This window comes from Mycobacterium sp. NGS63 (assembly GCF_059812295.1).
On sequence record NZ_JCALCJ010000006.1, the window covers coordinates 170,349 to 196,065 of the forward strand.

General features: G+C 69.2%; 22 protein-coding genes and 1 other RNA gene. 11 read left to right on the plus strand and 12 right to left on the minus strand.

Going from position 1 to position 25,717, the window contains the following annotated elements; genetic code table 11:
* A complete protein-coding gene (locus AC5Y4Z_RS17200; RefSeq protein ID WP_499965661.1) occupies positions 1-594 on the plus strand; it encodes a TetR-like C-terminal domain-containing protein in 594 nt (197 codons plus the stop codon).
* Between the two features lie 2 nt (positions 595-596).
* Here AC5Y4Z_RS17200 and AC5Y4Z_RS17205 read toward each other — a convergent pair whose 3' ends face one another.
* A complete protein-coding gene (locus AC5Y4Z_RS17205) occupies positions 597-2,549 on the minus strand; it encodes an aconitate hydratase (RefSeq protein WP_499965662.1) in 1,953 nt (650 codons plus the stop codon).
* Positions 2,550-2,956: 407 nt separating this feature from the next.
* On the opposite strand from AC5Y4Z_RS17205, the gene AC5Y4Z_RS17210 reads away from it, so the two are divergent.
* Both AC5Y4Z_RS17210 and AC5Y4Z_RS17215 read left to right on the plus strand, forming a co-directional pair.
* A complete protein-coding gene (locus AC5Y4Z_RS17210) occupies positions 2,957-3,967 on the plus strand; it encodes a zinc-dependent alcohol dehydrogenase (protein WP_499965663.1) in 1,011 nt (336 codons plus the stop codon).
* A 62-nt stretch (positions 3,968-4,029) separates the two neighbouring features.
* Positions 4,030-5,436, plus strand: a complete 1,407-nt coding sequence (locus tag AC5Y4Z_RS17215; protein WP_499965664.1) for an MFS transporter — start codon at positions 4,030-4,032, stop codon at positions 5,434-5,436.
* On the opposite strand, the gene AC5Y4Z_RS17220 is transcribed toward AC5Y4Z_RS17215, so the two are convergent.
* Genes AC5Y4Z_RS17220 through AC5Y4Z_RS17230 form a run of 3 tightly spaced genes read right to left on the minus strand, consistent with a single transcriptional unit; the run spans position 5,414 to position 9,530 of the window.
* Complete coding sequence (locus AC5Y4Z_RS17220; protein WP_499965665.1) at positions 5,414-6,631, minus strand: cytochrome P450; 1,218 nt, start codon at positions 6,629-6,631, stop codon at positions 5,414-5,416. The genes AC5Y4Z_RS17215 and AC5Y4Z_RS17220 overlap by 23 nt on opposite strands.
* The gene (locus AC5Y4Z_RS17225; protein WP_499965666.1) at positions 6,628-8,349 is read right to left on the minus strand and encodes an N-acyl-D-amino-acid deacylase family protein; all 1,722 of its coding nucleotides are present in this window, start codon (positions 8,347-8,349) and stop codon (positions 6,628-6,630) included. Before AC5Y4Z_RS17225 ends, AC5Y4Z_RS17220 begins: the two co-directional genes overlap by 4 nt.
* Entirely contained in the window at positions 8,343-9,530 is a 1,188-nt protein-coding gene (locus AC5Y4Z_RS17230; RefSeq protein WP_499965667.1) for an amidohydrolase family protein, read from the minus strand. Before AC5Y4Z_RS17230 ends, AC5Y4Z_RS17225 begins: the two co-directional genes overlap by 7 nt.
* Before the next feature lie 472 nt (positions 9,531-10,002).
* Between AC5Y4Z_RS17230 and AC5Y4Z_RS17235 the strand changes: the two genes are divergently transcribed.
* Both AC5Y4Z_RS17235 and AC5Y4Z_RS17240 read left to right on the plus strand, forming a co-directional pair.
* Positions 10,003-10,470 carry a CAP domain-containing protein gene (locus AC5Y4Z_RS17235; RefSeq protein WP_499965668.1) on the plus strand — a complete coding sequence of 156 codons (468 nt, stop codon included), beginning with the start codon at positions 10,003-10,005 and terminating at the stop codon, positions 10,468-10,470.
* A 19-nt stretch (positions 10,471-10,489) separates the two neighbouring features.
* Complete coding sequence (locus tag AC5Y4Z_RS17240) at positions 10,490-10,687, plus strand: hypothetical protein (protein ID WP_499965669.1); 198 nt, start codon at positions 10,490-10,492, stop codon at positions 10,685-10,687.
* Here the strand turns inward: AC5Y4Z_RS17240 and AC5Y4Z_RS17245 are convergent.
* Positions 10,684-12,183 carry a molybdopterin-dependent oxidoreductase gene (locus AC5Y4Z_RS17245; RefSeq protein ID WP_499965955.1) on the minus strand — a complete coding sequence of 500 codons (1,500 nt, stop codon included), beginning with the start codon at positions 12,181-12,183 and terminating at the stop codon, positions 10,684-10,686. The two genes, AC5Y4Z_RS17240 and AC5Y4Z_RS17245, sit on opposite strands and share 4 nt — an antisense overlap.
* 112 nt (positions 12,184-12,295) lie before the next feature.
* On the opposite strand from AC5Y4Z_RS17245, the gene AC5Y4Z_RS17250 reads away from it, so the two are divergent.
* Complete coding sequence (locus tag AC5Y4Z_RS17250; protein WP_499965670.1) at positions 12,296-12,583, plus strand: DUF2510 domain-containing protein; 288 nt, start codon at positions 12,296-12,298, stop codon at positions 12,581-12,583.
* Here AC5Y4Z_RS17250 and AC5Y4Z_RS17255 read toward each other — a convergent pair.
* Positions 12,580-14,079, minus strand: coding sequence for an aldehyde dehydrogenase family protein (locus AC5Y4Z_RS17255; protein ID WP_499965671.1), 1,500 nt, complete (start codon positions 14,077-14,079; stop codon positions 12,580-12,582). The two genes, AC5Y4Z_RS17250 and AC5Y4Z_RS17255, sit on opposite strands and share 4 nt — an antisense overlap.
* 59 nt (positions 14,080-14,138) lie before the next feature.
* Here AC5Y4Z_RS17255 and AC5Y4Z_RS17260 point away from each other — a divergent pair, with 59 nt between their 5' ends.
* Positions 14,139-15,221: a Zn-dependent alcohol dehydrogenase gene (locus AC5Y4Z_RS17260; protein WP_499965672.1), complete on the plus strand. Its 1,083-nt coding sequence runs from the start codon at positions 14,139-14,141 to the stop codon at positions 15,219-15,221.
* A 3-nt stretch (positions 15,222-15,224) separates the two neighbouring features.
* On the opposite strand, the gene AC5Y4Z_RS17265 is transcribed toward AC5Y4Z_RS17260, so the two are convergent.
* Positions 15,225-15,419, minus strand: a complete 195-nt coding sequence (locus tag AC5Y4Z_RS17265) for a ferredoxin (protein WP_499965673.1) — start codon at positions 15,417-15,419, stop codon at positions 15,225-15,227.
* A complete protein-coding gene (locus AC5Y4Z_RS17270) occupies positions 15,416-16,585 on the minus strand; it encodes a cytochrome P450 (protein WP_499965674.1) in 1,170 nt (389 codons plus the stop codon). Before AC5Y4Z_RS17270 ends, AC5Y4Z_RS17265 begins: the two co-directional genes overlap by 4 nt.
* A gap of 110 nt (positions 16,586-16,695) precedes the next feature.
* Here AC5Y4Z_RS17270 and rnpB point away from each other — a divergent pair.
* An RNA gene (gene rnpB / locus AC5Y4Z_RS17275) (RNase P RNA component class A) lies at positions 16,696-17,096 on the plus strand.
* 228 nt (positions 17,097-17,324) lie between these two features.
* Here the strand turns inward: rnpB and AC5Y4Z_RS17280 are convergent.
* Positions 17,325-17,891, minus strand: a complete 567-nt coding sequence (locus AC5Y4Z_RS17280) for a TetR/AcrR family transcriptional regulator (RefSeq protein WP_499965675.1) — start codon at positions 17,889-17,891, stop codon at positions 17,325-17,327.
* 181 nt (positions 17,892-18,072) lie between these two features.
* On the opposite strand from AC5Y4Z_RS17280, the gene AC5Y4Z_RS17285 reads away from it, so the two are divergent.
* Positions 18,073-18,837 carry a hypothetical protein gene (locus AC5Y4Z_RS17285; protein WP_499965676.1) on the plus strand — a complete coding sequence of 255 codons (765 nt, stop codon included), beginning with the start codon at positions 18,073-18,075 and terminating at the stop codon, positions 18,835-18,837.
* A gap of 114 nt (positions 18,838-18,951) precedes the next feature.
* Here the strand turns inward: AC5Y4Z_RS17285 and AC5Y4Z_RS17290 are convergent, their stop codons facing one another.
* From AC5Y4Z_RS17290 to panB, 3 genes are all read right to left on the minus strand, one after another.
* On the minus strand, positions 18,952-20,436 hold the full coding sequence (locus AC5Y4Z_RS17290; protein WP_499965677.1) for a CYTH and CHAD domain-containing protein: 1,485 nt from the start codon (positions 20,434-20,436) through the stop codon (positions 18,952-18,954).
* Between the two features lie 16 nt (positions 20,437-20,452).
* Positions 20,453-21,610, minus strand: a complete 1,158-nt coding sequence (locus AC5Y4Z_RS17295; protein WP_499965957.1) for a cellulase family glycosylhydrolase — start codon at positions 21,608-21,610, stop codon at positions 20,453-20,455.
* A 90-nt stretch (positions 21,611-21,700) separates the two neighbouring features.
* A complete protein-coding gene (gene panB / locus AC5Y4Z_RS17300) occupies positions 21,701-22,534 on the minus strand; it encodes a 3-methyl-2-oxobutanoate hydroxymethyltransferase (protein WP_499965678.1) in 834 nt (277 codons plus the stop codon).
* Between the two features lie 132 nt (positions 22,535-22,666).
* On the opposite strand from panB, the gene AC5Y4Z_RS17305 reads away from it, so the two are divergent.
* Together AC5Y4Z_RS17305 and AC5Y4Z_RS17310 are read left to right on the plus strand one after the other, a co-directional pair.
* Complete coding sequence (locus AC5Y4Z_RS17305) at positions 22,667-24,055, plus strand: WS/DGAT/MGAT family O-acyltransferase (RefSeq protein WP_499965679.1); 1,389 nt, start codon at positions 22,667-22,669, stop codon at positions 24,053-24,055.
* A gap of 39 nt (positions 24,056-24,094) precedes the next feature.
* Positions 24,095-25,660 carry an alpha/beta hydrolase gene (locus AC5Y4Z_RS17310; protein ID WP_499965680.1) on the plus strand — a complete coding sequence of 522 codons (1,566 nt, stop codon included), beginning with the start codon at positions 24,095-24,097 and terminating at the stop codon, positions 25,658-25,660.
* The last annotated feature ends 57 nt before the right edge of the window (positions 25,661-25,717 follow it).

Consider the following 25,717-nt stretch of genomic DNA (forward strand, 5'->3'; position numbering starts at 1 on the left):
ATGGAGGGATCGATGCACCCGTCCCATCGACCGGATGAGTCCATCCCACCGGACATCCGGGCCCGGGTGATGCCGGCGGTGATCGACGAGTTGGCCCGCTGGGGCGTCGAACGTTTCAGCGTGGAGGCGCTGGCCGCGCGCCACCACCTCGACACCGCGATGGTCTACCGCTATTGGGGCGATCGGCAACACTTGATCGTCGACGCCGCCATCGCCGATGTCGAAACCCAGAGTGCGCTGGCCGACACCGGCTCGTTGCGCGGGGACCTGCTGGCGCTGGCCCAAGCCCTGACCGACCGGCTGAACACCGACGTCGGGCGCACCATGGTGCGCGCGGTGGCCATGGAACGTCCCGGGCATCACGACGAGGAAACGCGGAAGATGTTCTGGGCGGCACGTTTCCACGGGGTGCGGACGGTGATCGATCGGGCCAGGCAGCGAGGCGAGTTGCGCGACGGCGTCAACACGTTGGCCGCCGTGCTGATGGTCCTGGCGCCGCTGAACATTCGTGCCCTGTACTCCGACGAGCCCATCGACGACGAGTACTGCGCGGCCATCGCCGACATGGCCTGGCACGCGCTCGCCCGCAAATAGGATCAGTTTTCTTCCTCGGCGAGCCGCGGGATCAGGCCGCCGGCCAACACATCTTTGACCTGCCGCGGCGAAAGCCGGTGCCGCACATCGAAGGATGTCTCCTTGGTGACGTTGTCGACGTGCAGGGTGTCCGCTTTTGCGAGGGCATCCAGGTTTTGGATGCGAAGCGTGTCACCCTGGTCGACCTCGTCGTAGTCGCCCGGATTTTCGAACTCGAGCGCGAGAATCCCGAAGTTGGCCAGGTTCTGCCAGTGGATGCGCGCGAACGACTTGGCGATGACGACCCGAAGCCCCAGGTGACGCGGTGCGATCGCGGCGTGCTCGCGGGATGAGCCCTGGCCGTAGTTGTCGCCGCCCACGACGATGTGACCGGTTTCCGATGCCTGCTGGGCCCGCTCCGGGTAGGACTCGTCGATCTGGGTGAAGCTGAACATCGCCAGCTTGGGGATGTTGGAACGAAGCGGCAGCGCCCGCGCGCCGGCGGGCGAGATCTCGTCGGTGGAAATGTTGTCGCCCACTTTGAGCAGCACCGGCGCCTCGATCTCGTCGGGCAGCGGCGACAGCTCCGGCAAGCTGGAGATATTGGGGCCCTTCACCGGCTCCACCTTCAGCGCCTCCTCCTCGTCCAGCGGAGGCACCAACATCGCGGTGTTGATCGAATTGCGGTCGGGCAGGCCGAGTTTCGGGTATTCCATGCCCACGTCGGCGGCCCAGTCGCGCGGATCGGTGATCACCCCCGTCAACGCCGATGCCGCCGCGGTCTCGGGCGAGCACAACCACACCGCGTCCTCCTTGGTGCCCGACCGGCCGGGAAAATTGCGTGGCATGGTGCGCAGCGAGTTGCGACCCACGGCCGGTGCCTGGCCCATGCCGATGCACCCCAGGCACCCCGCCTGGTGGATGCGTGCGCCGGCCTCCACCAGATCCAGCGTCGCGCCCATCTTCGTCAGGTCGGCCAGGATCTCGCGCGACGTCGGGTTGATGTCGAAGCTGACCTGGGGAACCGTCTGCCGTCCGGCCACCATCGCGGCCGCGATGGCGAAATCGCGGAGTCCGGGGTTGGCGCTTGAGCCGATCACCGCCTGCGCGATCTCCTCGCCGGCCACCTCCCGCACCGGCACCACGTTGCCCGGCGAGGTGGGCTTGGCGATCAGCGGCTCGATGGCCGACAAGTCGATCGTGTCCTCGACGTCGTAGCCGGCGTCCTCGTCGGCCAACAACTCGACCCAGTCGTCCTCGCGTCCTTCGGCGCGCAGGAAGTCGCGAACGGCCCCGTCGCTGGGAAAGACCGTCGTCGTGGCCCCGAGTTCGGCCCCCATGTTGGCGATCACGTGCCGGTCCATCGCCGTCAGCGTCGCCAGGCCGGGGCCGTGATACTCGATGATCCGGTTCACGCCGCCCTTGACGTCGTGGCGGCGCAGCATCTCCAGGATCACGTCCTTGGCCGAGCACCACTGGGGCAGCTCGCCTTCCAGCCGCACACCCCACACCTCGGGCATGCGGATGTGCAACGGTCGCCCGGTGATCGCGAGCGCCACCTCGAGACCGCCCACGCCGATGGCGAGCATGCCCAGCGAACCGGCGGCCGGGGTGTGCGAGTCGGATCCCACCATCGTCTTGCCGGGGATGCCGAAGCGTTGCATGTGGGTCGGGTGTGAGACGCCGTTGCCGGGCTTGGAGAACCAGAGGCCGAACCGTTGGGCCGCGGTGCGCAGGTACTCGTGATCCTCGGCGTTCTTCTCGTCGCCCTGCAGCAGGTTGTGGTCCACGTACTGCACGCTCACCTCGGTGCGTGCGCGATCGAGCCCGAGCGCCTGCAGCTCCTGCATGACCAGCGTGCCGGTCGCATCCTGCGTCAGCGTCTGGTCGATGCGGATCGCGATCTCCTCGCCCGGTGTCATGTCCCCGGACTCCAGGTGCGAGCTGATCAGCTTGTGCGTGACGTTGGTGGACATACCGCGTTCCCTTCTGAGAGCGTCCGCGATGATCGCGCGGCGAAAGGGGGGTACCCAGTCCGGCTTGTTCTTGCGCACTCAGTCGGACGGCGGATTAATCGCCACCGTCCCCTCCGTCCGCGCCAGGTGCGTGCCCGGGCACAGGTGTGGGCCGCCGCCGAAGCTGAGGTGCGCGGTTTCTTGCGGGTGCGGACGAAGCGGTTAATTCTGTCCGCAGTTCGTAGTCAGTAACCAGGCCGGGGCGCGGTCACGAGTGTCCCAAACTCTCAACTTTGTGTCTCATCCGCTCATTACCGACTGGCTGCGCCATTCCTACCGTGAAGTGATACGAACCCGACCCCTGGTCAGGAACCGTGACGCCGCCGATGTCGTCTTCCGTAACAGCCTTAGCACGAAGGAGATTCGATATGCCTCAACCGCAGACCTTGTCTGTACGTTCCCAGATCTCCGGGCGCAGCAGCCACACGTCGTTCGTGACCACAGTGCCGAGCCAGATGCGCGCGGTTGTCAAACAAGGGACTTCGGTGCAGATGTCCCGAGTTCCGGTGCCGGAACCGGGCCCGCAGGACGTCCTCGTCCGCGTCGAGGTTGCGGGGCTGTGCCGCACCGACATCTACGCCGCGCAGGGCAAGCTTCGGTGCGCAGACCCGTTGATTCTCGGGCACGAGTTCGCCGGTGTTGTCGTCTCCGTTGGTCCCGACGTCGACGGGTTTACTCCCGGGGACCGGGTCACGGCGATGCCGGCAATCCCGTGCGGCAGTTGTGGTCGATGTGCTAGCGGCATGGCGGAATGCTGTGCACGGCCTCAGTTCCTCGGCGTCGACCGGCACGGAGCCTTCGCCGAGTACATTGCGGTGCCCGCCGGGGTGGTGTACCACCTGCCTCAGTCGCTGTCGTTCAAGGAAGGCGCTTACGCCGAGCCGGTGTGCGCCTCCCTTGCCGTGCTGAAAGCCGGCATCCAACCCGGCGAGCGCGGCCTTGTCTTGGGCGACAACCGGATTGCGGGGCTGACCAAACGTGTCTTGTCATCGGTGGGCTTTCCGGCGATCGAGATGCACCCGATGGCGGTGTCGGCGCTGCTGGAAACGGATGCCTACGACTTCGCCATCGAAACCGTGTCCACCCGCGAGGCTTTCGACGAGTTGATCCGGATCCTGCGCCCCGGCGGGCGGATCATCCTCAAGAGCCGACCCCCCGCCCCGGTGGCCATCGATCTCACGGCGGTCCTTCGCAAGGAGCTCCGCTTCGAGGCGGTGTCATACGCGAACTTCGGCGAATCCCTTGAGTTCTTGGCGCGCCATGAGGTAGCCGACCTGCTCGGCGACATCCACCCGTTGGGGGACTTCGCCGACGTGTTCGCCGCGGATGAGGTCGGTGAGCACCTCAAGACCTTTCTGTCTCCCGGCCGACAGCGGTGACAACCACCATCGGGCAGAGCTCGAAACACACTGCCGGCACTGGCAATAACTGGCTGGCGTTGGTGGTGCTGCTGGCCGGCGCGTTCATGGCGCTGCTGGACAGCACCATCGTCAACGTCGCGGTCCCGACCATCCGCACCAGCCTGGGGGCGTCGAATGCGACGCTGTCGTGGATCGTTTCCGGTTACGCGCTCGCATTCGGTCTGGCGTTGATCCCCGCCGGACGGATCGGTGACCGGATCGGGCACAAGTGGGTGTTTGTCGGCGGCCTGTCGTTGTTCACGCTCGCTAGCCTCGCGTGTGGGCTGGCCCACGATGACGCGCAGCTCATCACCGCCCGCGCCGTCCAGGGACTCGCCGGCGGCATGTTTTACACGCCGATCAACGCGCTGATCCAGCTGATGTTCGTTGATCGGCAACGGGGGCGGGCCTTCTCGATCAGGGCTGCGACGATCGGGGTTTCGATGGCTTCCGGCCCGCTGGCGGGCGGCCTGATCATCGGGGCCTTCGGCGCCCGTGCGGGGTGGCGGCTGATCTTCGCGATCAACATCCCGATCGGGGTGCTCGCCGTGGTCGCCGCGCTGGTGTTGCTTCCGGCGCGGGCCGAGAATCGCGATATCGCAGCGGACTGGCCGGGGCTCGGTTTGCTCTCGGCCGGGCTGGTCGCGTTGTTGACCGCCCTCATCGAGGGGCAGCAGCTCGGGTGGCCGATATGGACCTATCTGTCGATGGCCGCCGGGGCCGCCACCATCGTGTTGTTCGGGTGGTGGGAGCGTCGAGTCGAAAGCCTTGGCGGCAATCCGGTGGTGCCGCCGCGCTTGTTCAAACAACGATCGTTCGCCGGCGGCGTGCTTATCGGCTTGGTCGACTTCGCAGCCTTCATGAGCATCTTCTTCACCATCGCGATGTTGTGGCAGGCGGGGCTCGGTCGCAGCGCGTTGCAATCCGGTCTGGTGGTAATGCCTTTCGCGCTCGGCATCATCGTCGGCGCCGCCCGAAGCGCCACCTTCGCGGCCCGGCTCGGGCGTGTCGCGCTCGTCGTCGCGCTGGGCCTCGTCGCCGGTGGCATGAGCGCGGCGTGGCTGGTTCTGGCCGTGACCCCGGCCACCTCCTACAGCGGCTGGCAACTGATCGCGCCGCTGCTGGTCGCCGGTGTGGGAAATGGCGTATTCATCGCTGCGAACCTCGATTTCGTCGTCGCGACAGTCGAACCCGCCGACGCCGGTGCGGCCAGCGGGGTCATCTGCGCCACGCAGCGTGTGGGCAGCTCGATCGGCACCGCTATCGCCGGCACGGTGCTGTTCGGCACGCTTCGCTTCGACCGCCAATCCAACGGCGTCGCGTTGGCGTTCGGTCACAGCGCGACCCTGGCCATGGCGGTGAGCGCCGCCCTCAGCGTCGCGGCCTTCGGGTTGGTGTTCGCGCTTCCCGCCGACGGGCGCCCGGCTAAAGGGGTTGAGCGGCGGTGAACTCCACCGGCAGCGCCGCCGGCGAGCGGAACGCCACGCCGACGACGTGCGGCGGCGGCGCGCCGGGGTCCAGGCGCAGGTCGGGCAGCCGGTCGAGCAACGCGTTGATGGCCACCGCGCCCTCCATGCGCGCCAGGTGCATGCCCAGGCACAGGTGCGGGCCGCCGCCGAACGTCAGGTGCGCGATGTTCTTACGGGTGGGATCGAAGCGGTCCGGGTCGGGGTAGCGGGCCGGGTCGCGGTTGGCGGCCGCGACGCTGACGCTGACGTTGGTGGCGGCCGGGATCGCGACCCCGCCGAGCTCGCAGTCGCGCACCGCGCGTCGCACCACCGTGGTGATGGGCGGCTCCCAGCGCAGCGCCTCCTCGAAGGCGCCGCGCAGCAGGCCGCGATCGGCCCGCAGCGCGTCCAGCAGCGCGGGCTCGGTGAGCAGCGCGACCAGCAGGTTGCCCGAGGCGCGGTAGGTCGTCTCGACGCCGGCGGGCAGGATCAGCAGCAGGAACGCGAAGATCTCGTCGTCGGTGAGCCGGGCGCCGTCGATCTCCGACTCGGCCAGCGTGCTGATCAGGTCGTCCCGCGGGCGGCGTCGCCGCTCGGCGAGGATCTCGGCGAGGTAGGCCTTCAGCGCTTTGGATGCGGCGATGCCGCAGTCCCAGTCGTAGACGACGTTGAGCAGCTCGATCGACAGCCGCTGGAAGCGCAGGTAGTCCTGCCGCGGCAGGCCCATGATCCGCGCGATGACCTGGACGGGGAAGGCGAAGGTGAACTCGCGGGCCAGCTCCGCGCGCCCGCGCGGCGCGAACCGGTCGATGAGCTCGTGGACGACGACCTCCACCAGCTCGGCGCGCCAGCGCTCCAGCAGCGCCGTGCGGAACGACGGCGACACCAGTGCGCGGCTGGCCCGGTGCTCGGCCCCCTCGAGTTCCAGCAGGGTGCGGCCCATGACCGGGCCCATGATCTGGTCGTAGATCGACGACGAGAAGGTCTCGGGGTGGGTGAGCACCGTCTGGCACTCGTCGTAGCCGAGCACCGTCACGCCCAGTTCGCCGATGTGACTGGCGCGAACCTCGGCGAACGGGTTGCCCACCATCACACGGTGTTTCGCGCGCGCCTCGCGCAGCCGCTCGTGCACATTCTCGACCTGGACGAGCAGCCCGGTCTGCAGCTCGGACGGATCGAATTCGTCGATGCTCACGAGACCGACACCGTTTCGGTGTCGCGCCCCGAGCGCAGCACCGTGCCGGGCAGCGCGCCGGTGGCGGCGCCGTCGCGGCAGACCTCGACGCCGCCGACCCACACCGAGGTGATGCCGTAGGCGTCGGCGACCAACCGCGGCGCCCCCGACGGCAGGTCGTAGCGGGTGCGCTCGGGGCCGTGGCCGACGGTGGCCGGGTCGAACAGCACCAGGTCGGCGTGCCAGCCGGGGGTGATCCGGCCGCGTTCGGACAACCCGTAGAACCGGGCCGGCACGTCGGTGATCAGCCGGACGGCCTCCTCGAGGGTGACCACCCCGTGCTCGCGCACCCCGCGGCCCAGCAGCGACGTCGTGTAGATCGCGCCGCACATCATGTCGAGGTGGGCGCCCGCGTCCGAGCCGCCGATCACCGCGCCGGGGTGGCGCCACACCTCGGCGCGCATTCTCCAGTCGTCCGCGCTATCACCGGTGAGCGGGGGAGTGAGCCCGGTGCGCAGCTCGTCGGCGGTCACGATGTCGCACAGCGTGTCGAAGGGCTCGCCGCCGCGGGCGGCGGCGACCTCGCCGACGCTGCGGCCGGTGGCGTCGGCGTTCTGCGGCGCGAACGTCTCGGCCAGGATCAGCCGGTCCCATTGCGCCAGCCCGCGCAGCATGCCGGCCTCCTTGGAGGCGGCGCCCTCGGCGAGTCGGCGACGGATGTCGGGGTCGGCGAGCGCCTTGATTCGCTCGGGCACCGGCAGGTGCATGGTGTCCCGCCAGCCCGGCAGCCCGTCGAGCACGAAGCCAGACAGGAACGACAGCCGGATCTTCATGGCCTGCGGCAGGGTGAGCGCCACCACCCGGCCGCCGCGCTGGGCGGCAATTTCCGACGCGCGCAACTGCTTTCGGTGCCCATCGGGGTTGGCGGCCGACACGCCCAGCAGGTTCCAGTTCAGCGGGCGGTCGGCGGCCACCGACATACCGGTGAGCAGCGCGATGTCGTCGTCGGTGAAGCCCGACAGGCAGCCGGGGATGATCGCCTCCAGCGTGGTGCCCGGATGGTCGCGCAACCCGGCCGCCAGCGTTATCAGTTCGTCGCGCGACGCGCTGCGCGACGGCACCGGTTGGCCCGCCCCGTCGTTGTGGGTGGGCGACTGGCTGGTGGACAGCCCGAGCGCGCCGGCGTCGAGCGCGTCGTGCAAGACCGCGACCATGCGGTCGATCTGTTGCGGCGTGGCCTCGGCGCCGACCCCGTCGTCGCCCATCGCGGCCAGCCGCAGCGCCGAATGCCCGACCAGAAAGCCGGCGTTGACGGCGACGCGCCCCTCGAGGCGGTCGAGCCAGTCGCCGAACGAGGACCAGCCCCAGTCCAGGCCGGCCTTTAGCGCGTCCAGCGGCATGCCTTCCACCCGCGCCAGCATCCGGGTGAGGTAGTCGTGTTGCTCGGGCGCCGCGGGCGCCAGGGTGAAGCCGCAGTTGCCGCCGAACACCGTGGTGACCCCGTGCTGCACCGACGGGCTCGCGGTCGGGTCCCAGAACAGCTGCGCGTCGTAGTGGGTGTGCAGGTCGACGAATCCCGGCGCCAGCGTCTGCCCCTGCGCGTCAACGGTTTTCGTGGCGGGGTTGTCGACTTCGCCCACCGCCGTGATGCGTCCGTCCTTGACGCCGACGTCGCCGTGCCGGGCGGGCGCACCCGTCCCGTCGACGATCTGGGCGTCGCGAATGAGCAGGTCTAACATGCGAGCCAACTCTCGTCGGGCAGGGGGTGGCGGAACAGCTGTGCGGCGTTGAGGTGGGTGATCCGGGCCGCGTCGTCCTGCGAGAGCTTCGCGACGTTGCGCGCCACGACCTGTTGGGTGTCGGGCCAGGTGGAGTCGGCGTGCGGGTAGTCGCTTTCGACGAGGATGCGGTCGGCCCCGATGGCGTCGAGCGCGCCGAACGCGTGCGGGTCGTCGATGGAGCAGAACCAGAAGTTGCGCCGCAGCACCTCGCTGGGCAGCAGGTCGCCCTTCCACGCCCCGCCCTCGTGGCCCGAAGCGGAGTGCGCAAGGACGTAGTCGGCGCGGTCGCCGAGCATGGCCGCCCAGCCCAGCCCGCCTTCGGCCAGGGTGATGTCCAGCTTCGGATAGCGCACCGGGATGCCCGACCACAGCATGTCGGCGCAGGCGACGAGGCCGTTGACCGGGAACAGGGTGGTGATGGTCTCAAATGGCGTGTCGGGGGCGGGGATTGGCGCCCATTGTGCCGAGCCGGTGTGCAGGCACACCACGGTGCCGGTCTCCTCGCAGGCGGCGAAGAACGGGTCCCACGCGCCGCTGTGCAGGCTCGGAATCCCGCATTGTGCCGGCAATTCGGGGAAGCTCACCGCCTTGAAGCCGCGCGCGGCGTTGCGGCGGATCTCCTCGGGTGCGAGCGTCGGGTCGGCCAGCCAGGGCAGCTGCAGCGGGATGATCCGGTCCGGGTATTTGGCCGCCCACACCTCGAGATGCCAGTCGTTCCAGGCCTTTAGCGTGGCCAGCCCGAGCTCCAGGTCGTCGCTCTTCCAGAACACGGTGCCGGCGAACCCGGCGATCAGCGACGGGAAGTTCAGCGACGCCCAGATGCCGGCGAGGTCCATGTCGGCGATCCGCGCGTCGATATCCCAACACCCGCGCCGCATCTCGTCGAACCGGGCGGCCTCCATGCTCCATTCCTCGCGGGGCCGGCCGATCACCGCGTTGAGGCCGATGTTGGGGTACTCGCGGCCCTCGTAGCGCCACACCTGGCGCCGGTCGTCGGTCTCGATGACCTTGGGCGCCTTGTCGGCGAGCGCGGCGGGAAGCCGCCCGACGAACATGTCGGGCGGCTCGATGACATGGTCGTCGACCGAGATCACGACGTGCTGTCGCTGCCGGGGATCGGGGTCTGGCAGCAGCGCCATACCTGACGACTATGGTCCGTTTTCGGGCGGTGTCAATGCTTCGCGGTCACACCCGTCACACCAGCACCCGGAAGCGTCGGCATGACTGCTTGCGCAATGCGATAGCGCATGCGATATCAGTCTTCGCTTTTCGGCGCGTCGATATCGCATGCGCCATCGTGTTTAGGAAGGCGGTGCCCACGCGCTGAGGGTGCGGGAGTGGCTGGTGTGGCTGCGGTGGCGCCGGGTCCCGGCGAGTGTGCCGAGTCTGCGTCCAGAGCGCGATTTCGGATTTTGCGCCCTCAGCGCAGCCTCGATCGCCGTGAGCGCACACTCGATTGCGGAGCGTCGACGCCCTGCGCGGGTTCTTCGTGGCCACGCCCGAACCCGCCTGAGGAAGGGACGACATGACGCCCCCCGACCCTTGACTTTTGTCAGCCGAAGGTGGATAGCATTGATTTGCTAGACAGCAACGCGCGCGGCAAGAGGCAACATGACGAGGCAAGTCAGGATCGTCGCCATCCTCTCGATCGGCGCTGTCTTGATCATGGCCCCCGGTTTCGTTGCGCGCGCGGACGATTCGGGGACCGCGGTGTACAGCGGGGTCAGCCGGGTTCGCCAGACATGCGGGGCGCTTGGCGACGACTCGCGGCTGACGGCAGCGGCGCAGCGGCACGCCGACGACATGCTGAGGAACGGTGTGGACGGCCACATCGGTTCGGACGGCTCTTCACCGCAGGCCCGCATCGCGGATGCGGGCTACGCCAGGGCCAACCGCACCGGCGAGATCGTCTACTGGGCCATCGGACCCGCCGCAACCCCGAGCGCGGCGGTCGACGGGTGGATGGCGAGTCCTCCACACCGGGCGATCATCCTGAACTGCGCCTTCACGGCCGCCGGCTTCGCCACCGCCTCGGACGGCAAAAAGATGACCGCGGTCGGTGACTTCGCGGGTCCGTAAAGCGCTTAGCATCCCTGGGATGAGAAGGACTTTCGTCGTTACGTTCGCGCTCGGGGTGATCGTCGCGCTGTTCGGCCTGATCTGGGCGCTGCAGGGATTCGGGGTGCTCACCGGCAGCCCGATGAGCAACACCACGACCTGGTCGGTCATCGGCCCCATCACGGCGGTGATCGGCATCGCGATCGCCGCGTTCAGCTGGCGCAAACTTCGCGCCTAGACCACGGTGAAATCCACCCTGTGCCAGCCGGTGGCGCCGTCGGGGACGGGGCTGGCCTGATCCGCGGTTTGGACGGCCCCGGTGTTATCGGTCGCGCGCACGGTAATGCTGTGCGCCCCAGGGCTTTTCGCCTGCCACGGAAAGCTCCACAACCGCCAGGTCTCGTTGGAATAGCCCGCGCCCTGTTGCGCGGGCTGCCACCCGCCGTCGTCAATGCGGACCTCCACGGCCCGCACGCCGCGATTCTGCGCCCACGCCACCCCGCCGAACACCACCGGCCCCGTCGGCACCTTTTGGCCGGCTTTGGGCACGTCGATGCGCGATTCGGTCTTGATGGGGGCGCGCGGGGCCCAGCCCTGCCGCGTCCAGTACGCCGCCGCCCTGTCGAAGCGCGTCAGCTCCAGGTCGACGACCCACTTGGTGGCCGACACGTAGCCGTAGAGCCCGGGCACCACCAGCCGGGCGGGGTAGCCGTGCTCGATCGGCAGCGGCTGACCGTTGAGCCCCACCGCCAGGAGCGCGTCGCGGCCATCGGTGAGCGCCTGCACCGGCGTGCCGGCGGTGAACCCGTCGACCGACGTCGACAGCACCATGTCGGCGTCGGCGTGCACGCCCGCGACGGCCAGCAGGTCGGCGACCCGGTAGCCGGTCCAGATTCCGGTCGAAATCAGGTCGCCGCCAACCGGATTCGACACACACGTCAAGGTGGTCGCCTTCTCGACGACGTCGAACCGGGCGAGGTCGTCGAAGCCGTAGGTGGCCTCGTGGTCGACCATGCCGTGGATGCGCAGCCGCCACTCGCCGCGGCTGAGTTGGGGAACGACCAGTGCCGTGTCCACCCGGTAGAAGTCGGCGCTGGGGGTGATAAAGCTCGGCAGCGCAACGCCTTTTGGCTGCACCTCGGCGGGTATCGGCGGCGCGGGCGTGCGCGGCCTGGGAAACGCGAAGCTGTTGCGGTCGGCGGCCACCGAATGCACCAGCCGGGTGATGACCAACCCCGCCACGCCGCTCGCCACTCCGAATCCCAGCAACCCCAACACGACCAGCCTGCGCCTGCCGGCGTCCGGCTCGTCGTCGGCCCCGTCTTCCGCGTCTTTCGCGCGGCGGGTGAGCACCCGCAGGGTCGCCACACCGCACGCGGCGCCCGCGACGGTGGGGATCGCGTCGAGTGCCGTCGCACCGTGCCGCGACAGCACGGCCAGGCAGCCGAGGACGCCCGCCGCGGCGATCACGGCGCTGCCGAGCGGGCGGCGGCGCGTTTCCAGGGTGCCGGCGATCGCGGCGATCGTCGCGATCGCCACCAGCACCACGATGCCCAGGAAGAGTTTGTCCAGGGAGCCCAGGGTCTGAATCGCCCATTCTTTGATGGGCCCCGGTGTCAGGTCGACGGCCACCGCGCCGATCGCCGAACGCGCGTCGGCCCGCGCACCGAAGGGGATGCCCACCAGCGCGGCCACTCCGAGCGAGACGGCCGCCGCGGTGACCCCGGCGATCATCCGATCATTGGAGGTGGCGGCCACCGGACTACTCTACGCCGCGTCCCCTTGGGGGCCTTGTCATTTCATCGTTCTCGCAGCCGCAATCGCGAAATGCGATAGCGTAGAAAACATGACTCAACCAGCGCCTGACTGGTACCCGGATCCCACCGGCAAGCCCGGTCTGATGTATTGGGACGGTCGGCAATGGCGCGAAGAGATGACGGCCGCTTCCCCGCCGCCGAAGCAGGCGCGAGGACGGGGACCAACGCTGCCGGTGGGTTTGTCGCTGATCGGGCTGGGAATCGTCGCCATCGCCGTGGGATTCCTGTTCCGCGTTCCCCTCGCATGGACCCTGGGGGTTCTCCTGTTCGTCATCGGCTTGGTAGTGACGATCGTTGGGCTGGTCACGCGGCGCTAGCCCGGCACCGGATGCCGCACGAACGCCCGCGGCTGGGTGAAGGCCCGAATCCCGTCGACGCCGAGCTCGCGGCCCAGGCCGGACTGCCCGCAGCCGCCGAACGGCAGCCTGGGGTCCTGGGCGGCCATGCCATGGCAGTTGACGCTGACCGTGCCCGCCACCAGTTGGGCCGTGACCCGATCGGCGAGCGCTTCGTCGCCGGTCCACACAGACGCGGTGAGGCCGAATTCCGTTGTATTGGCGGCGGTTACGGCGTCGTCGATCGACTCGTAGCCGAAGATCGGCAGCACCGGACCGAACTGCTCCTCGGTGGCCAGCCGTGAGTCCGGGGACAGCCCGGTGACGACGGTCGGCAACACGAAGTACCCGCCGGCGTCTTCGTCTTCCGCGCGGATGCGCCCCGCGGTGCGCACCGACGCCCCCTGAGCCTCGGCGTCGGCGACCAGCGCGGTGACCCGGTTGCGCCCGGCGGCGGTGTGCAGCGGCCCGAACGTCGTCTCCTCGGCGAGCCCGTCGCCGACCACCTCCCGCCCGCAGCGCGCGAGCACCGCGTCGGCCAGCTCGCCGGCCCGCCCGGCGGGCGCATACAGCCGCTTGATCGCCATGCAGACCTGACCGCCGGTGGTGTAGGTCGCCGTGACCAGCCGGTCGACCAGCTCGTCGGTGATCGCGATGTCCGGGGCGACGATCGCGGCGTCGTTGCCGCCGAGCTCCAGCAGCACCGGGGTGAGGCGCGCCGCGGCGGCCGCCATGACCGCGCGCCCGGTGGCCACGCCGCCGGTCAGCGAGATGAGGTCGATGCCCGGATGGGTGACCAGCGCCTGGGCGAGCTCGCTGCCGGGACCGGACAGCACGTTGACCACGCCCGGCGGCAGCGCGGTGGCCAGCGCGCCGGCGAGTTGCAGCGCCGCCAGCGGACAGGTCGGGGGCACCTTGACGACGGCGGTGTTGCCGGCGGTCAGCGCCGACGCCAGCTTGGTCATCGTCAGCGCGAGCGGCCAGTTGAACGGCAGCACGAGCGCGGCCACGCCGAACGGTTCGCGGTGCAGCTGCGGGTAGGTCGAGGCCGGGTCGATCTGCTCGGGCGCCACCGCGGCCTCGGCCATCGACCCGATCAGCGCGGCCAGGCTGGGGCCGGTGGCGATCTCGAACGTGGCCTCGCTAAGCACCTTGCCGTGTTCGCGGGTGTACAGCCGAGCCCCGTCGCGCGTGGTCAGGCGCTCGGCGGCGGTGGCCGCGGCGGTTGAGACCGCGGCGACACGCTCGGCGACGCCCAGCGCCCGCCATCCCGGCGCCGCCCGCCTCGCCGCGGCCACCGCGGCGTCGAGCTGGGCGCGGTCGGCCGCGGGCGCGTGGCCCACGATCTCCGACGGCCGGGCGGGGTTGTGCACGGGATAGGTTCCGGCGGCGCCGGGCTGCGGCGCGCCACCGATGGTCAGCACCGCCTGCTCGTCGGCGGCTTGGGCTTCCCGCGTGATCGTCGTTGATCCCGACATGACCGTCTCCCTTGACCCGGTGCGGTTGCCCCGCCATCGTAAGTCGATAGGAGGGCCTTATGAGGGCTGTAGTGCTGCGCGAGGTCGGCCAACCCACGGCGGTGGAGGACCTCGCGCTGCGACCCGTCGCCGACCACGAGGTCCGGGTGCGCCTGCGCGCCAGCGGCGTCTGCCACAGCGATCTGTCGTTGCGCGACGGGTCCATCCCGACGCTCCTGCCGTCGACCCTGGGCCACGAGGGCGCCGGGATCGTCGCCGAGGTCGGCGCCGGCGTCACCACGGTCAGCCCCGGCGACCACGTCGTGCTGACCTGGAACGTGCCGTGCCGGTCCTGCCCGCCGTGCCTGCGCGGCGAGGCCCAGCTGTGCGACCGCGGTTACGACCACGCCTACGGGGCGCCCTACGCGGAGGGCGCCGGCGGCCCGGTGTGGCCCGGGATGGGCGTCGCGTCGCTGGCGGAGGAGACGCTGCTGCCGGCCGCGGCGGTGGTGCCCGTCGACGAGTCGCTGCCGTTCGACCTCGCCGCGTTGCTGGGCTGCGGTGTCACCACCGGGGTGGGCGCGGTGATGCGCACGGCGGCCGTGCGGCCGGGGGAGAGCGTACTCGTGATCGGTTGCGGCGGAGTGGGTCTGGCCGCGATCCAGGGTGCCCGGCTGGCCGGCGCGGGGTGGATCATCGCCGCCGACCGGGCCGCCGGCCAACTGCCCGCCGCGGTGACCAACGGCGCGACCGACACCGTCGACGCCGGCCAGGTCGACCTCGTCGCCGCCGTCAAGGACCTCACCGGGGGCGCGGGGGTCGATCACGGGATCGAGGTGGTCGGCAAACCCGCCACCATGCGCGCCGCCTACGAGGCCACCCGCCGCGGCGGCAAGGTCACGTTGGTGGGCGCCGCCGGGATCGCCGACGAGGTGGCCTTTCCCGCGCTGTCGTTGATGGCCGACGGCAAGACGATCCAGGGCAGCGTCTACGGCGCCAGCGACCCGGCCCGCGACATCCCGGTGCTCGCGGGGCTCGCCCGAAGCGGCCGGCTCGACCTCGAGGCTCTGGTGACGCGGCGGATCGGCATCGACGACGTCGAGACGGCGTTTGCGGACATGACCGCCGGACGCGGCGCGCGCAGCGTGGTCTGCTTCCCGTAATCCTCAGCGGGACAGGGTGATTGCGCCTTCGGGGCAGTTCTGTTCGCCGATGACGGCCTGCGCCTCGAGTTCGCCCGAGACGTCCTCGACGAGCACCACGCAGTGACCCACCTCGTCGGCGTCGTAGACGCCGGGCGCCAGCGTGTAGCAGCGGCCGTGCCCGGTGCAGCGCTCAGCGTCGACAGCCACGCGCGTCATGACACCGGGAACACCAGCGGCAGCGACTCCACCGACCGCAGCGCCGCGGTGTAGGTCAGCTGGGTGCCGGGCTTGATCTCGTAATCCGGTATGCGCCGATGGAATTCGCGCAGCGCGACCCGCAGCTCCATGCGGGCGAGGTGGGACCCGAGGCAGCGGTGCGGCCCGCCGCCGAACGCGCGGTGCCGGTTGGGGCTGCGGGCGAAGTCCACCAGGTCGGGGTCGGGGAACTCGGCGGGATCGGTGTTGGCCGCGCCGAGCAGCGGGCTGACGCGTTCGCCCTTGCTGATCGGGCAGCCACCCACCTCGGTGTCCTGCAGGCAGACGCGGGCCACGCCGGGCACCGGCGTCTCCCAGCGCAACAACTCCTCGATGGCGCCGGGCAGGATGTCGGGCTGCTCGATGAGCTGGTGCCGGTGTTCGGGATGGCGCGCCAGGTAGACGAAGAAGCAGTCCAGCGAGTCGGTGACCGTGTCCAGTCCGGCGATGAGGAACAGGAAGCAGATGTCGAGCAGCTCCTCGCGCGACAACGGTTGGCCCTCGATGGTCGCCGCGATCATGGCGGACAGCACGTCGTCGCGCGGGGTGGCGATGTGGTCGTCGATGGCGCGGTCGAAGTAGTCGTAGATCTGTTGCGCCACACCCGCGGAGGACTCGTGGCGGCGGTCGTAGCCGGAGTCGCCCTCGGGGCGGATCACCCCGTCCTTCCAGACCAGGAACTGGTCGAGGTCCTCCAGCGGCAGCCCGAGCAGCTGCAAGAAGACGGTGCAGGGCAGCGGCACGGCGAACTCCTCGTGGAAGTCGCATTCGCCGCGGCCGGCGAACCGGTCGATCATCTCGTTGACCAGTTCGGCGACGCGGGGTTCGCGCCGGGCCATCTCGCGCGGGGTGAACAGCGGGTCGAGGATGCGGCGGTACTTCGCGTGCTCGGGCGGGTCGATCTGCAACGGGATTAGGGGACGCACGTTGCCGAGGTCGACGGCGTCCATGTTCGATGAGAACAGCTCGGTGTGCTTGAGCGCCATCTCGATGTCGGCCAGGCGGCTGAGCACCACGGCCTGCGGCGACCGGAACACAGGGGTGGTTTCGCGCAGCGCCTTGTACATCGGCTGCGGCTCGGCGAGCCCCATCATCGCCTGGTCGACAAAGCCTTCCGTTTCTGTCATGCGGTCAGCGTCGCACCAACATGTTTATTTAGCAATGATTAGTTAATTGCTGGAGAGCCAAATGCCGCTGGTCAGCAGCTAGCGCGGCGGGTACCGTGGACCGTCGCGGACGAGTTGGCCGGGCGGCCGCGGACCGTCGCGAGGCGGTTCGAGGAAAGTCCGGACTTCACAGAGCAGGGTGATTGTTAACGGCAATCCGAGGTGACTCGCGGGAAAGTGCCACAGAAAACAAACCGCCACCCTCGCGGTGGTAAGGGTGAAACGGTGCGGTAAGAGCGCACCAGCATTCTGGGTGACCGGAGTGGCTAGGCAAACCCCACCCGAAGCAAGGCCAAGAAGGCCGCACCCGGTGCGGCCGCGCAGGCGCTCGAGGGTTGCTCGCCCGAGCCTGCGGGTAGGCCGCTCGAGGCACCCGGCAACGGTGTGTCCAGATGGATGGTCGCCGCTCCGCCGCCGTTGCTTATGCCGCGGCGGCGGGGAACAGAATCCGGCTTACAGGCCAACTCGCCCGCCCCAGCCAGTTGACCAGCGCGTGCGCCGAGTCGATCGCGTCCCGCGTCCGGCCCCGTCAGAGTCCGGCCACAGATGGCTGCCGGGTGATCTCGCTGACGTCCCGCCGCAGGTCGCAGCAGAGTGGACAAAGCGCGGATTCGCCGAATCCGCTGAGCTATAAGCAGACCCAGAGCCCGAGCCAGAGGAGCGCGCTAGATCGAGAGGTAGAGGTGGCGGTGAGATCCGGTCAGCGATGCGCGTTGATCAGATCGGCAACCGCTTTCTGGGCGTCCTCGGTGGCCAGAGGGGGCGTGGCGAACATCTCGGCGATCATCATCGCGACTGGTGTCGTCCACAGCAGCATGCCTAACGCGACGGCGTGTTCACGATCGGCGCCGGTATTCAAACGGGCAAGCAGGGCCGCAAGGGCCGCGCCGAGACGTTTCAGGTGCCGCTTATCAAGCCCGATTCGCAACTCCTTGGATGCGATGAGAATCTCCAACCCTGCCATAGCTTTCGGGTTCGCTAATGCCTCCCACGTCGCCCGTACCAACTCCTCTGTGTCCGTGAATTGCGTGGGATCGGCCAACACCGCAAGTGATGCGACGAGACGGTCGACGGCATCTTCGATCACCGCAGTCAGCAGCCCATCGCGGTCTCCGAAGTGGTGCTGGATGACACCCCAACTCACCCCGGCGCGCTCAATGATGTGACGAGCACTAGCCGCCGAGAAGCCTTCCTCGCGAATGCACCGAACCGTCTCGTCGATGAGTAGGTCGCGGGTCCGGTCCCCCCGCTCCTGTCGCCCGGTCACCGGACGACGGGGGGCGGTGCGTCTGTGCCCCGTCATCTCCGCAATCCCCCCTGCGCGTTGTGTCGCCTCATCCACGACACCCTAAGTCAGCACCCTTGCCACGAAAACATGGCGTGTGCCATGCTCATGGCGTGTGCCATGCTTCGGTCATGCGGATAGCCGTTCGCCGAAGGCCCGGATCATGACCGACACACTCAACGCCACCGACAACGAGCAGATTTCACCGGCCAGTCGCGGACTCTCGTCACTGCAGAAATCGTTGTTGGGCGTCTTGGCGTTCTTCTTCGGCATCCACATCGTGTTCTGGTACCTCGAATTTCACGCCGGGGTGTCCCACGTCGCCGCGTCCACCACGCTGGTCGCCTTCGTCGTGGGCTGCTTCGTGGCCGCACTCGCGCTGCCGTGGCTTCCACTTCCAGGCCAGCGTGACTGGACCAAGTCGGAGCGATTGAGCGCGATGGTCATCGTGTGGGTCTTCATCGCCCTGATCCCACGATTCATCTGGGAACTACCGTGGCTGTTGTTCTTCGATCAGATCAGGAACGGCGTCCAGCACGGAGCGCTGTGGACATACATGTGGTCGCCGATCCTGCTCGGAGGCGACGCCCGTTACCTCAACGGCGACCCGCTGATCGTCGTCCTTGAGTGGATCGCCTTCTTCATTGGAGTTTTCGAGGCGTATGCGATGGTGCAGTTCTTCCGGAATGGCAAGCGGTTCACCAGCACTCAGCTCTCCTTCATCATGGGCGGGATGATTGTGGAGGTCACGCTGCCGGCGGTCTACTTCGGCGTAGAAATCGCGAACAACTTGCACAGTATGACGAGTCCCGTCGAGATGTGGGTCAAGTTCGTTGTCCTGAACCTGTTGTGGTGCACCATGCCGTTCGTCACCTACTTCTGGGGCGTTCGCAGGTTGACTCGCCAGGACCTTGCGGTGAAGTTCTAGCATCGCCGGTCATGGAAGCGCCAACTCGCCCGACCCGACCCCGGTCACGCGAGCAGACGCAAATTCGCACTGTTCGGTCCCCGAACGTGCGAATTTGCGTCTGCTCGCCAGTAGTCAGCGAACAGCCTTCGCCAGCAGGCGCAGGGCGTCGTCGAGCTGGCGGCGGCACCGCTCGGCCAGGTCGGCCTCCTGCTGGTAGAGCAGGCCGTAGGTGAAGGTGTCCTCGCCGGCGCCGCGCGCGGCGTCGGCCTGGTGGATCAGGTGTTCGCGGCTGACCACGCTGTCCTGGTGGTCGCCGAGCAGCGTCTGCACGGCCTTGGCCTGCTCGGCCGCGGCCGTCGCGCCGGTGGCCGCCGCGGTGTAGCGAAGCCGCTTGGCGCGCTTGCGGATTCGGTGCAGCGCCACGTCGCGTTCGTGCTCGGCATCCGGTTCCAGCTGGGCGGCGGCCCGCACGGCCTTGCGCACCTTGCGGTAGGCGGCCTGAATGGTGACCGGCGCGGCCTGCTCGCCCGACACGGAACTGCCGGCCACCCACGCGTCGAGCGCGTCGAGCAGGCGAAGGTAGCGCTGCGAGCGCATCGCGATCAACGACCGGCGCAGCCCGGTCCGGTAGCGGCGCCGCGCGCCCTCGACGAGGCGTTCGCGGATGCGGCCGCGCACCAGCTCGGGCGGCAGCGCGTCGAGCGCCTGCTGATAGCGCTCGGCGAGCACCTCGGCGTCGCGCGCCGCGCCGAGTATGTTGGCCAGCTCGCGCAGCTCGTCGAGGAGCCAGTCGGTCTCGGGTGCGCCGGAAGAGGCCTCGGCCACCAGGCTGCGGATCTTGCGGATGGTCACCCGCATCTGGTGCACCGCGTCGTCGGCGTCGGCGCGGACGGCCCGGTCCCACCCCAACAGCTCGGCGGCCTGCTCGGCCACCGCGCGGTGTACCGGGTCGTCGGGCGGGCGCGTCCCGTTGGGCGCAACCTGCGCGCCGAGCACGCGCGCCAGCTTGGAGGCGTGCCCGGCGGGCGCCGCACCGGCGTCGAGCAGCCGATTGCTGAGCCGGCCCAGCAGTTCGGTGTCGGCCGTCCCGTTGCTGAGCTCGAGTTCCCACTCGCGCCATTGTTGTTCGGTCTCGGCGTCCCCGGCGGCCCACGCGGTGACGCGGTCGTTGCTGAACTCCGCCAGCGCCGCCCCGTCGGCGCCGTAGAGCACCTGCGTTTCGCGGTCGGTGCTGATGCGCGCGACGGGTTCGAGCGGGCGGTCGCGGACGATCGCCAGCACGACGTCGCGCAGTTCGTCGGGCACGCTGTCCTGCGCCCCGTGCTTCGCGGTGTCCAGGGGTGCGCGGACCTCGGTGCGCGCGTCGGGCCCGGCCGGCAGCTTCAGGTGCCAGCCCGCGTCGTGGCCGCCGGTGCGGCGCCGCAGCGTGATCTTGTTGCGCGCCAGGTCCTGCGCCGGGGTGTCGTAATAGGTCGCGTCCAGCGACTCGATCGGCGCGTTCTCCACGTGACTGACCGCGGCGATGCCCTCGAACGACGGTGAAACCGTCGACTCCAGGACGTCGAACTTGCGCTCCACCTCCAGGTGACGGGAGGTCTTCGGCGCCTTCACAGGCATAGCCTGCCACACCCCCTTAAGGAGCCGGGTTGAGGTGCATCGCCACGCCCGTCAGCTGGCTGATCGTCTGGGTTTCGCTGTCCCGGAAGGGGCGACCGTCGGGCCCCAGCAGGTCGTGGAACCACACGTCGGGTGGCCTCGGGTAGGGGTGGTCCCACGAGTCCCACGGGAAGTACGTCTGCGTCTTGCCCGCGACCAACCCCCAGTTGAGGGCACCGACGTTATGCGCCTTGGCAATTGGCAGGATGCCCTCGACGGTGCTGCCCAGCGTGCGGGCCAGGTACTCGGTGCACAGGATCGGCCGCCCGTGCGGCTCCAGCTGGGCGATGCGGTCCTCGAAGCCGGCGGGCTCTTCGTAGGAGTGGAACGTGACGATGTCGGAGTTGTCGAGCTGGATGCCGCTGATCGTGTCGCGCAGGTCGGAATCCGCCCCGTCGCCGTCCCACACGCCGCTCGTCAGGGGCTGGCGGGGGCCGACGGACCGCGCCCACGCGAACACCTGCGGGAGCAGGTCCGCGACCAGGTTGAGCTTGTCGGGCCGCTCGACCGAGCGGTAGTGGTGCGACGGGTTGTCGGGCTCGTTCCACAGGTCCCAGCCCAAAACGCGGTCGTCGTCGCGGAATTGGGTCAGCACCGCGGTGACGTAGCCGCGCAGGGTGCGGGTGTAGGCGGGGTCACCGAGGCGCTCGGCGCCCGGGCTCTGCACCCAGCCGGAGTTGTGCACGCCGGGCCGCGGTTCGCGCTGCCTGCCCGCGCGGGGGAACGGGTCCCAGCACGAGTCGAAGAAGACGAACAGCGGCTTGATGCCGTGGCGCGCCGCGATGTCGACGAACTGGCCCAGACGGTCGTGGAACCCGCGGGGATCCTCGACCCACAGCTGATCGTGCAGAAAGACCCGCACCGTGTTGAAGCCATGCAGTTGGGCCCAGCCCAGCTCGGTGTCGATGCGCCGGGGGTCGTAGGTCTCGGGCTGGAACATCTCCAGCTGGTTGATGGCGTTGGACGTGATGTAGTTCGCGCCGACGAGCCAGCCCTGCGCTTGATACCACCGGTTGGCGCGCTCGGGTGACCATCGGCTCGACTCCGGGGTCCCGGCGGCGGCTCGGGGTGCCCGTGCGAGCGCGGCGCCTCCCGCCACGAGCAGCGGCAGCTTCAGGACGGTCCGGCGCCGCACGGGGTGCATGAAGCCACCCCCGATCACGATTCACGATTGTCTACAGGAACAATCGTACCACCATGGCACACAACGGTTTTCAGCAAACGATCAGAAGCAGTGCTCCTCGGCGGGGAAGGTGCCGCCGGCCACCTCTTCGGCGTATTGCACTGCGGCCCGGCGCAACTCGGCGCCCACGTCGGCGAACCGCTTGACGAAGCGGGCGGGCTTGCCGGCGCTCAGGCCGGCCATGTCCTGCCAGACCAGCACCTGGGCGTCGCAGCTGGGGCCGGCCCCGATCCCGATGGTCGGGATGGTGAGCTTGCCGGTGATCTGGGTGGCCAATTCGGCCGGCACCATCTCCATCACGACGGAGAACGCCCCGGCTTCGGCGACGGCGATCGCGTCGTGCACGGTCTGTTCGGCGGCGTCGCCGCGGCCCTGCACCCGGAAGCCGCCGAGGCTGTTGACGCTCTGCGGGGTGAAGCCGATGTGCGCCATGACGGGGATGCCCGCCGCGGTGAGGCAGGCGATCTGGTCGGCGACCCGCTCACCGCCCTCGAGCTTGACCGCGTGCGCCCCGCCCTCCTTCATGAACCGGGTGGCGGCGGCCAGCGCGGCGGCCGGGCCCGCCTCGTAGCTGCCGAACGGCAGGTCGGCGACGACCATCGCGTGCTCGGCGCCCCGCACCACGCCGCGCACCAGCGGGATGAGTTCGTCGATCGAGACGGGCACGGTGGTGTCGTAGCCGTACACGACGTTGGCGGCCGAGTCACCGACCAGCAGCACCGGGATTCCGGCCTCGTCGAAAATCCGGGCGGTGGAATAGTCGTAGGCCGTGAGCATGCCCCACTTGTGGCCCTCGGCCTTCATCTTCTGTAGGTGATGGGTGCGAATCTTGGTCGGCTTGGACGGGTTGGCACCGTAGACAGTCTGCTCAGACATCATTGTCCCTGGTAGTGGTCGGGTCGATCCTCGTGGCCCTGGCGGGTCCCCGGGTTCGTCTGACTCGAGCCATTCTGCCATCTGTTCTGCGCAATTGCACCGCGGTGTGGCGCGAGACATAGCATTTTGCCCATGCAGCGGCTCAGCGGACTCGACGCCAGCTTCCTCTACCTGGAGAACTCCGAACAACCGATGCACGTCTGCTCGATCATCGAGGTGGACACGTCGACGATGCCGGGCGGCTACACGTTCGACCGGTTGCGCGACGCGTTGTCGCTGCGGCTGCGGGCGATGCCGCAGTTCCGCGAAAAGCTCGCCGACAACCCGCTGAACCTGGACCACCCGGTGTGGGTGGACGACGAGTCCTTCCACGTCGACCGGCACGTGCACCGCATCGGGTTGCCTCCGCCGGGCGGGCGCAGCGAACTGTCGGAGATCTGCGGCCACATCGCCTCGCTGCCGCTGGACCGTCGCCGGCCGCTCTGGGAGATGTGGGTCATCGAGGGGGTGGCGGGGACCGACAGCCGCGACGGGCGGCTGGCGGTGATGACCAAGGTGCACCACGCCGGGGTGGACGGGGTGACCGGCGCCAACCTGATGTCGCAGCTGTGCGCCACCGAAGCCGACGCGCCCGCACCGGATCCGGTGGCCGGCGTCGGCGGCGCCAGCGGGTGGCAGATCGCCGCGGGCGGCCTGTTCCGCTTCGCCACCCGGCCGCTGCAGCTGACCAACGTGGTGCCCCAGACCGTGTCCTCGGCGGTCGCGACGGTGCGCAAGGCGCTCGAGGGCCAGGCCATGGCGCGCCCGTTCGCCGCGCCGCGGACCGCCTTCAACGCCAAGATCACCGGCCGGCGCAACATCGCCTACGCGCAGCTGGACCTCGAGGACGTCAAGCGGGTGAAGAACCGGTTCGGGGTCAAGGTCAACGACGTGGTGATGGCCCTGGTCTCGGGGGTCCTTCGCCAATACCTGGCCGAGCGCGACGCGCTGCCCGAGGCGTCGCTGGTGGCCTCGGTGCCGGTGTCGGTGCACGGCAAGTCGGATCGCCCCGGCCGCAACCAGGTTTCGGCGATGTTCTCTTCCCTGCACACCCAGGTCGCCGATCCCGCGGAGCGGCTGAAGGCGATCGCCGAAGCGAATTCGGTTGCCAAGGAACATAGTTCGGCCATCGGGGCGTCGCTGCTGCAGGACTGGTCGCAGTTCGCCGCGCCGGCGGTGTACAGCGTCGCGATGCGGCTGTATGCCAGCACGCGGTTGACCACGAGCATGCCGGTGCACAACCTGGTGATCTCCAACGTGCCGGGCCCGCAGGTGCCGCTGTACCTGCTGGGGTGCGAGGTCAAGGCCATGTATCCGCTGGGGCCGATCTTCCACGGCTCGGGGCTCAACGTCACCGTGATGTCGCTGTGCGGCACGTTGGACGTCGGGCTGATCTCGTGCCCGGAGTTGCTGCCGGACCTGTGGGCGATGGCCGACGACTTTCCGGTGGCGATGGAGGAACTGCTGGCGGCGGCCGGTTAGCCCGTTAATCAGAATCTCAGGATCGCTCTGGCAGCATAGGTGGGCATGGGGTCGTCTCGCCGCGGTACTTTCGCGCGCACGCTGCTGATCTGGACCGTGATCACCGCCGTGGCGCTGCTGGTGGGCGGCTGCCTGCGCGTCGTCAACGGACGCGCCGTCATGAAGGGGCCCAAGCTGGGGCAGGCGATCGAATGGACCCCGTGCCGCTCGTCCAACCCCAAGGCCAAGATCCCCGGCGGCGCGATGTGCGCCAAGCTGGCGGTGCCCGTCGACTACGACCACCTCGACAACGGCGAGGTGGCGGCGCTGGCGATGATTCGCTTTCCCGCGACGGGCGACAAGATCGGCTCGCTGGTGATCAACCCCGGCGGGCCCGGCGAGTCGGGCATCGACGCCGCGCTGAGCGTCGTGCAGAGCCTGCCCAAACGCATCCGCGACCGGTTCGACCTGGTCGGCTTCGACCCCCGCGGGGTGGGCTCGTCGCGCCCGGCCATCTGGTGCAACTCGGATGCCGACAACGACCGCCTGCGCACCGAGCCGAACGTCGACTACAGCCCCGCGGGTGTGGCCCACATGGAGGACGAGACCAAGCAGTTCGTCGACCGCTGCGTGGCGAAGATGGGCAAGAACTTCCTGGCGAACGCGGGCACGGTCAACGTCGCGCGGGACCTCGACGCCATCCGCGCGGCGCTGGGCGACGACAAGCTGACCTACCTCGGCTACTCGTACGGCACCCGCATCGGCGCCGCCTACGCGGAGGCCTACCCGACCAAGGTGCGGGCGATGATCCTCGACGGCGCGGTCGACCCCAACGCCGACCAGGTTGAGGCGGACCTGCGGCAGGCCAAGGGATTTCAGGACGCGTTCGATCACTACGCGGCGGACTGCGCCAAGCAGCCGACGTGTCCGCTGGGCACCGACCCGGCCAAGGCCGTCGACGTCTACCACAGCCTGGTCGACCCTCTCGTCGACCCCAACAACACGATGGTCGGCCGGCCGATGCCCACGAAGGATCCGCGCGGGCTGAGCTACAGCGACGCGATCGTCGGCACCATCATGGCGCTGTATTCGCCGTCGCTGTGGCACCACCTGACCGACGGGCTGTCCGAGATGGTCGACCACCACGGCGATACCATGCTCGCGCTGGCCGACATGTACATGCGCCGCGATCCGAAGGGCCACTACACCAACGCCACCGACGCGCGGGTGGCGATCAATTGCGTTGACCAGCCGCCGATTACGGACCGCGCCAAGGTGATCGACGAAGACCGCCGGTCGCGCGAGATCGCGCCGTTCATGAGCTACGGGCAGTTCACCGGCGACGCGCCGCTGGGCACCTGCGCGTTCTGGCCGGTCCCGCCGTCCAGCAAGCCGCACCCGATCTCGGCGCCGGGCCTGGCGCCGACGGTGGTGGTGTCGACCACGCACGACCCGGCGACCCCGTACAAGGCCGGCGTCGACCTGGCGCAGGAGCTGCGCGGTTCGCTGCTGACCTTCGACGGGACCCAGCACACGGTCGTCTTCCAGGGCGACAGCTGCATCGACGACTACGTGACGGAGTACCTGATCGGCGGCGACACGCCGCCGAGCGGCGCCAAGTGCTAGGGGCGTTTCGCCGAACCCTTTCGCCGAACCCTTTCGCCGAGCGTGCACTGGTGGCGA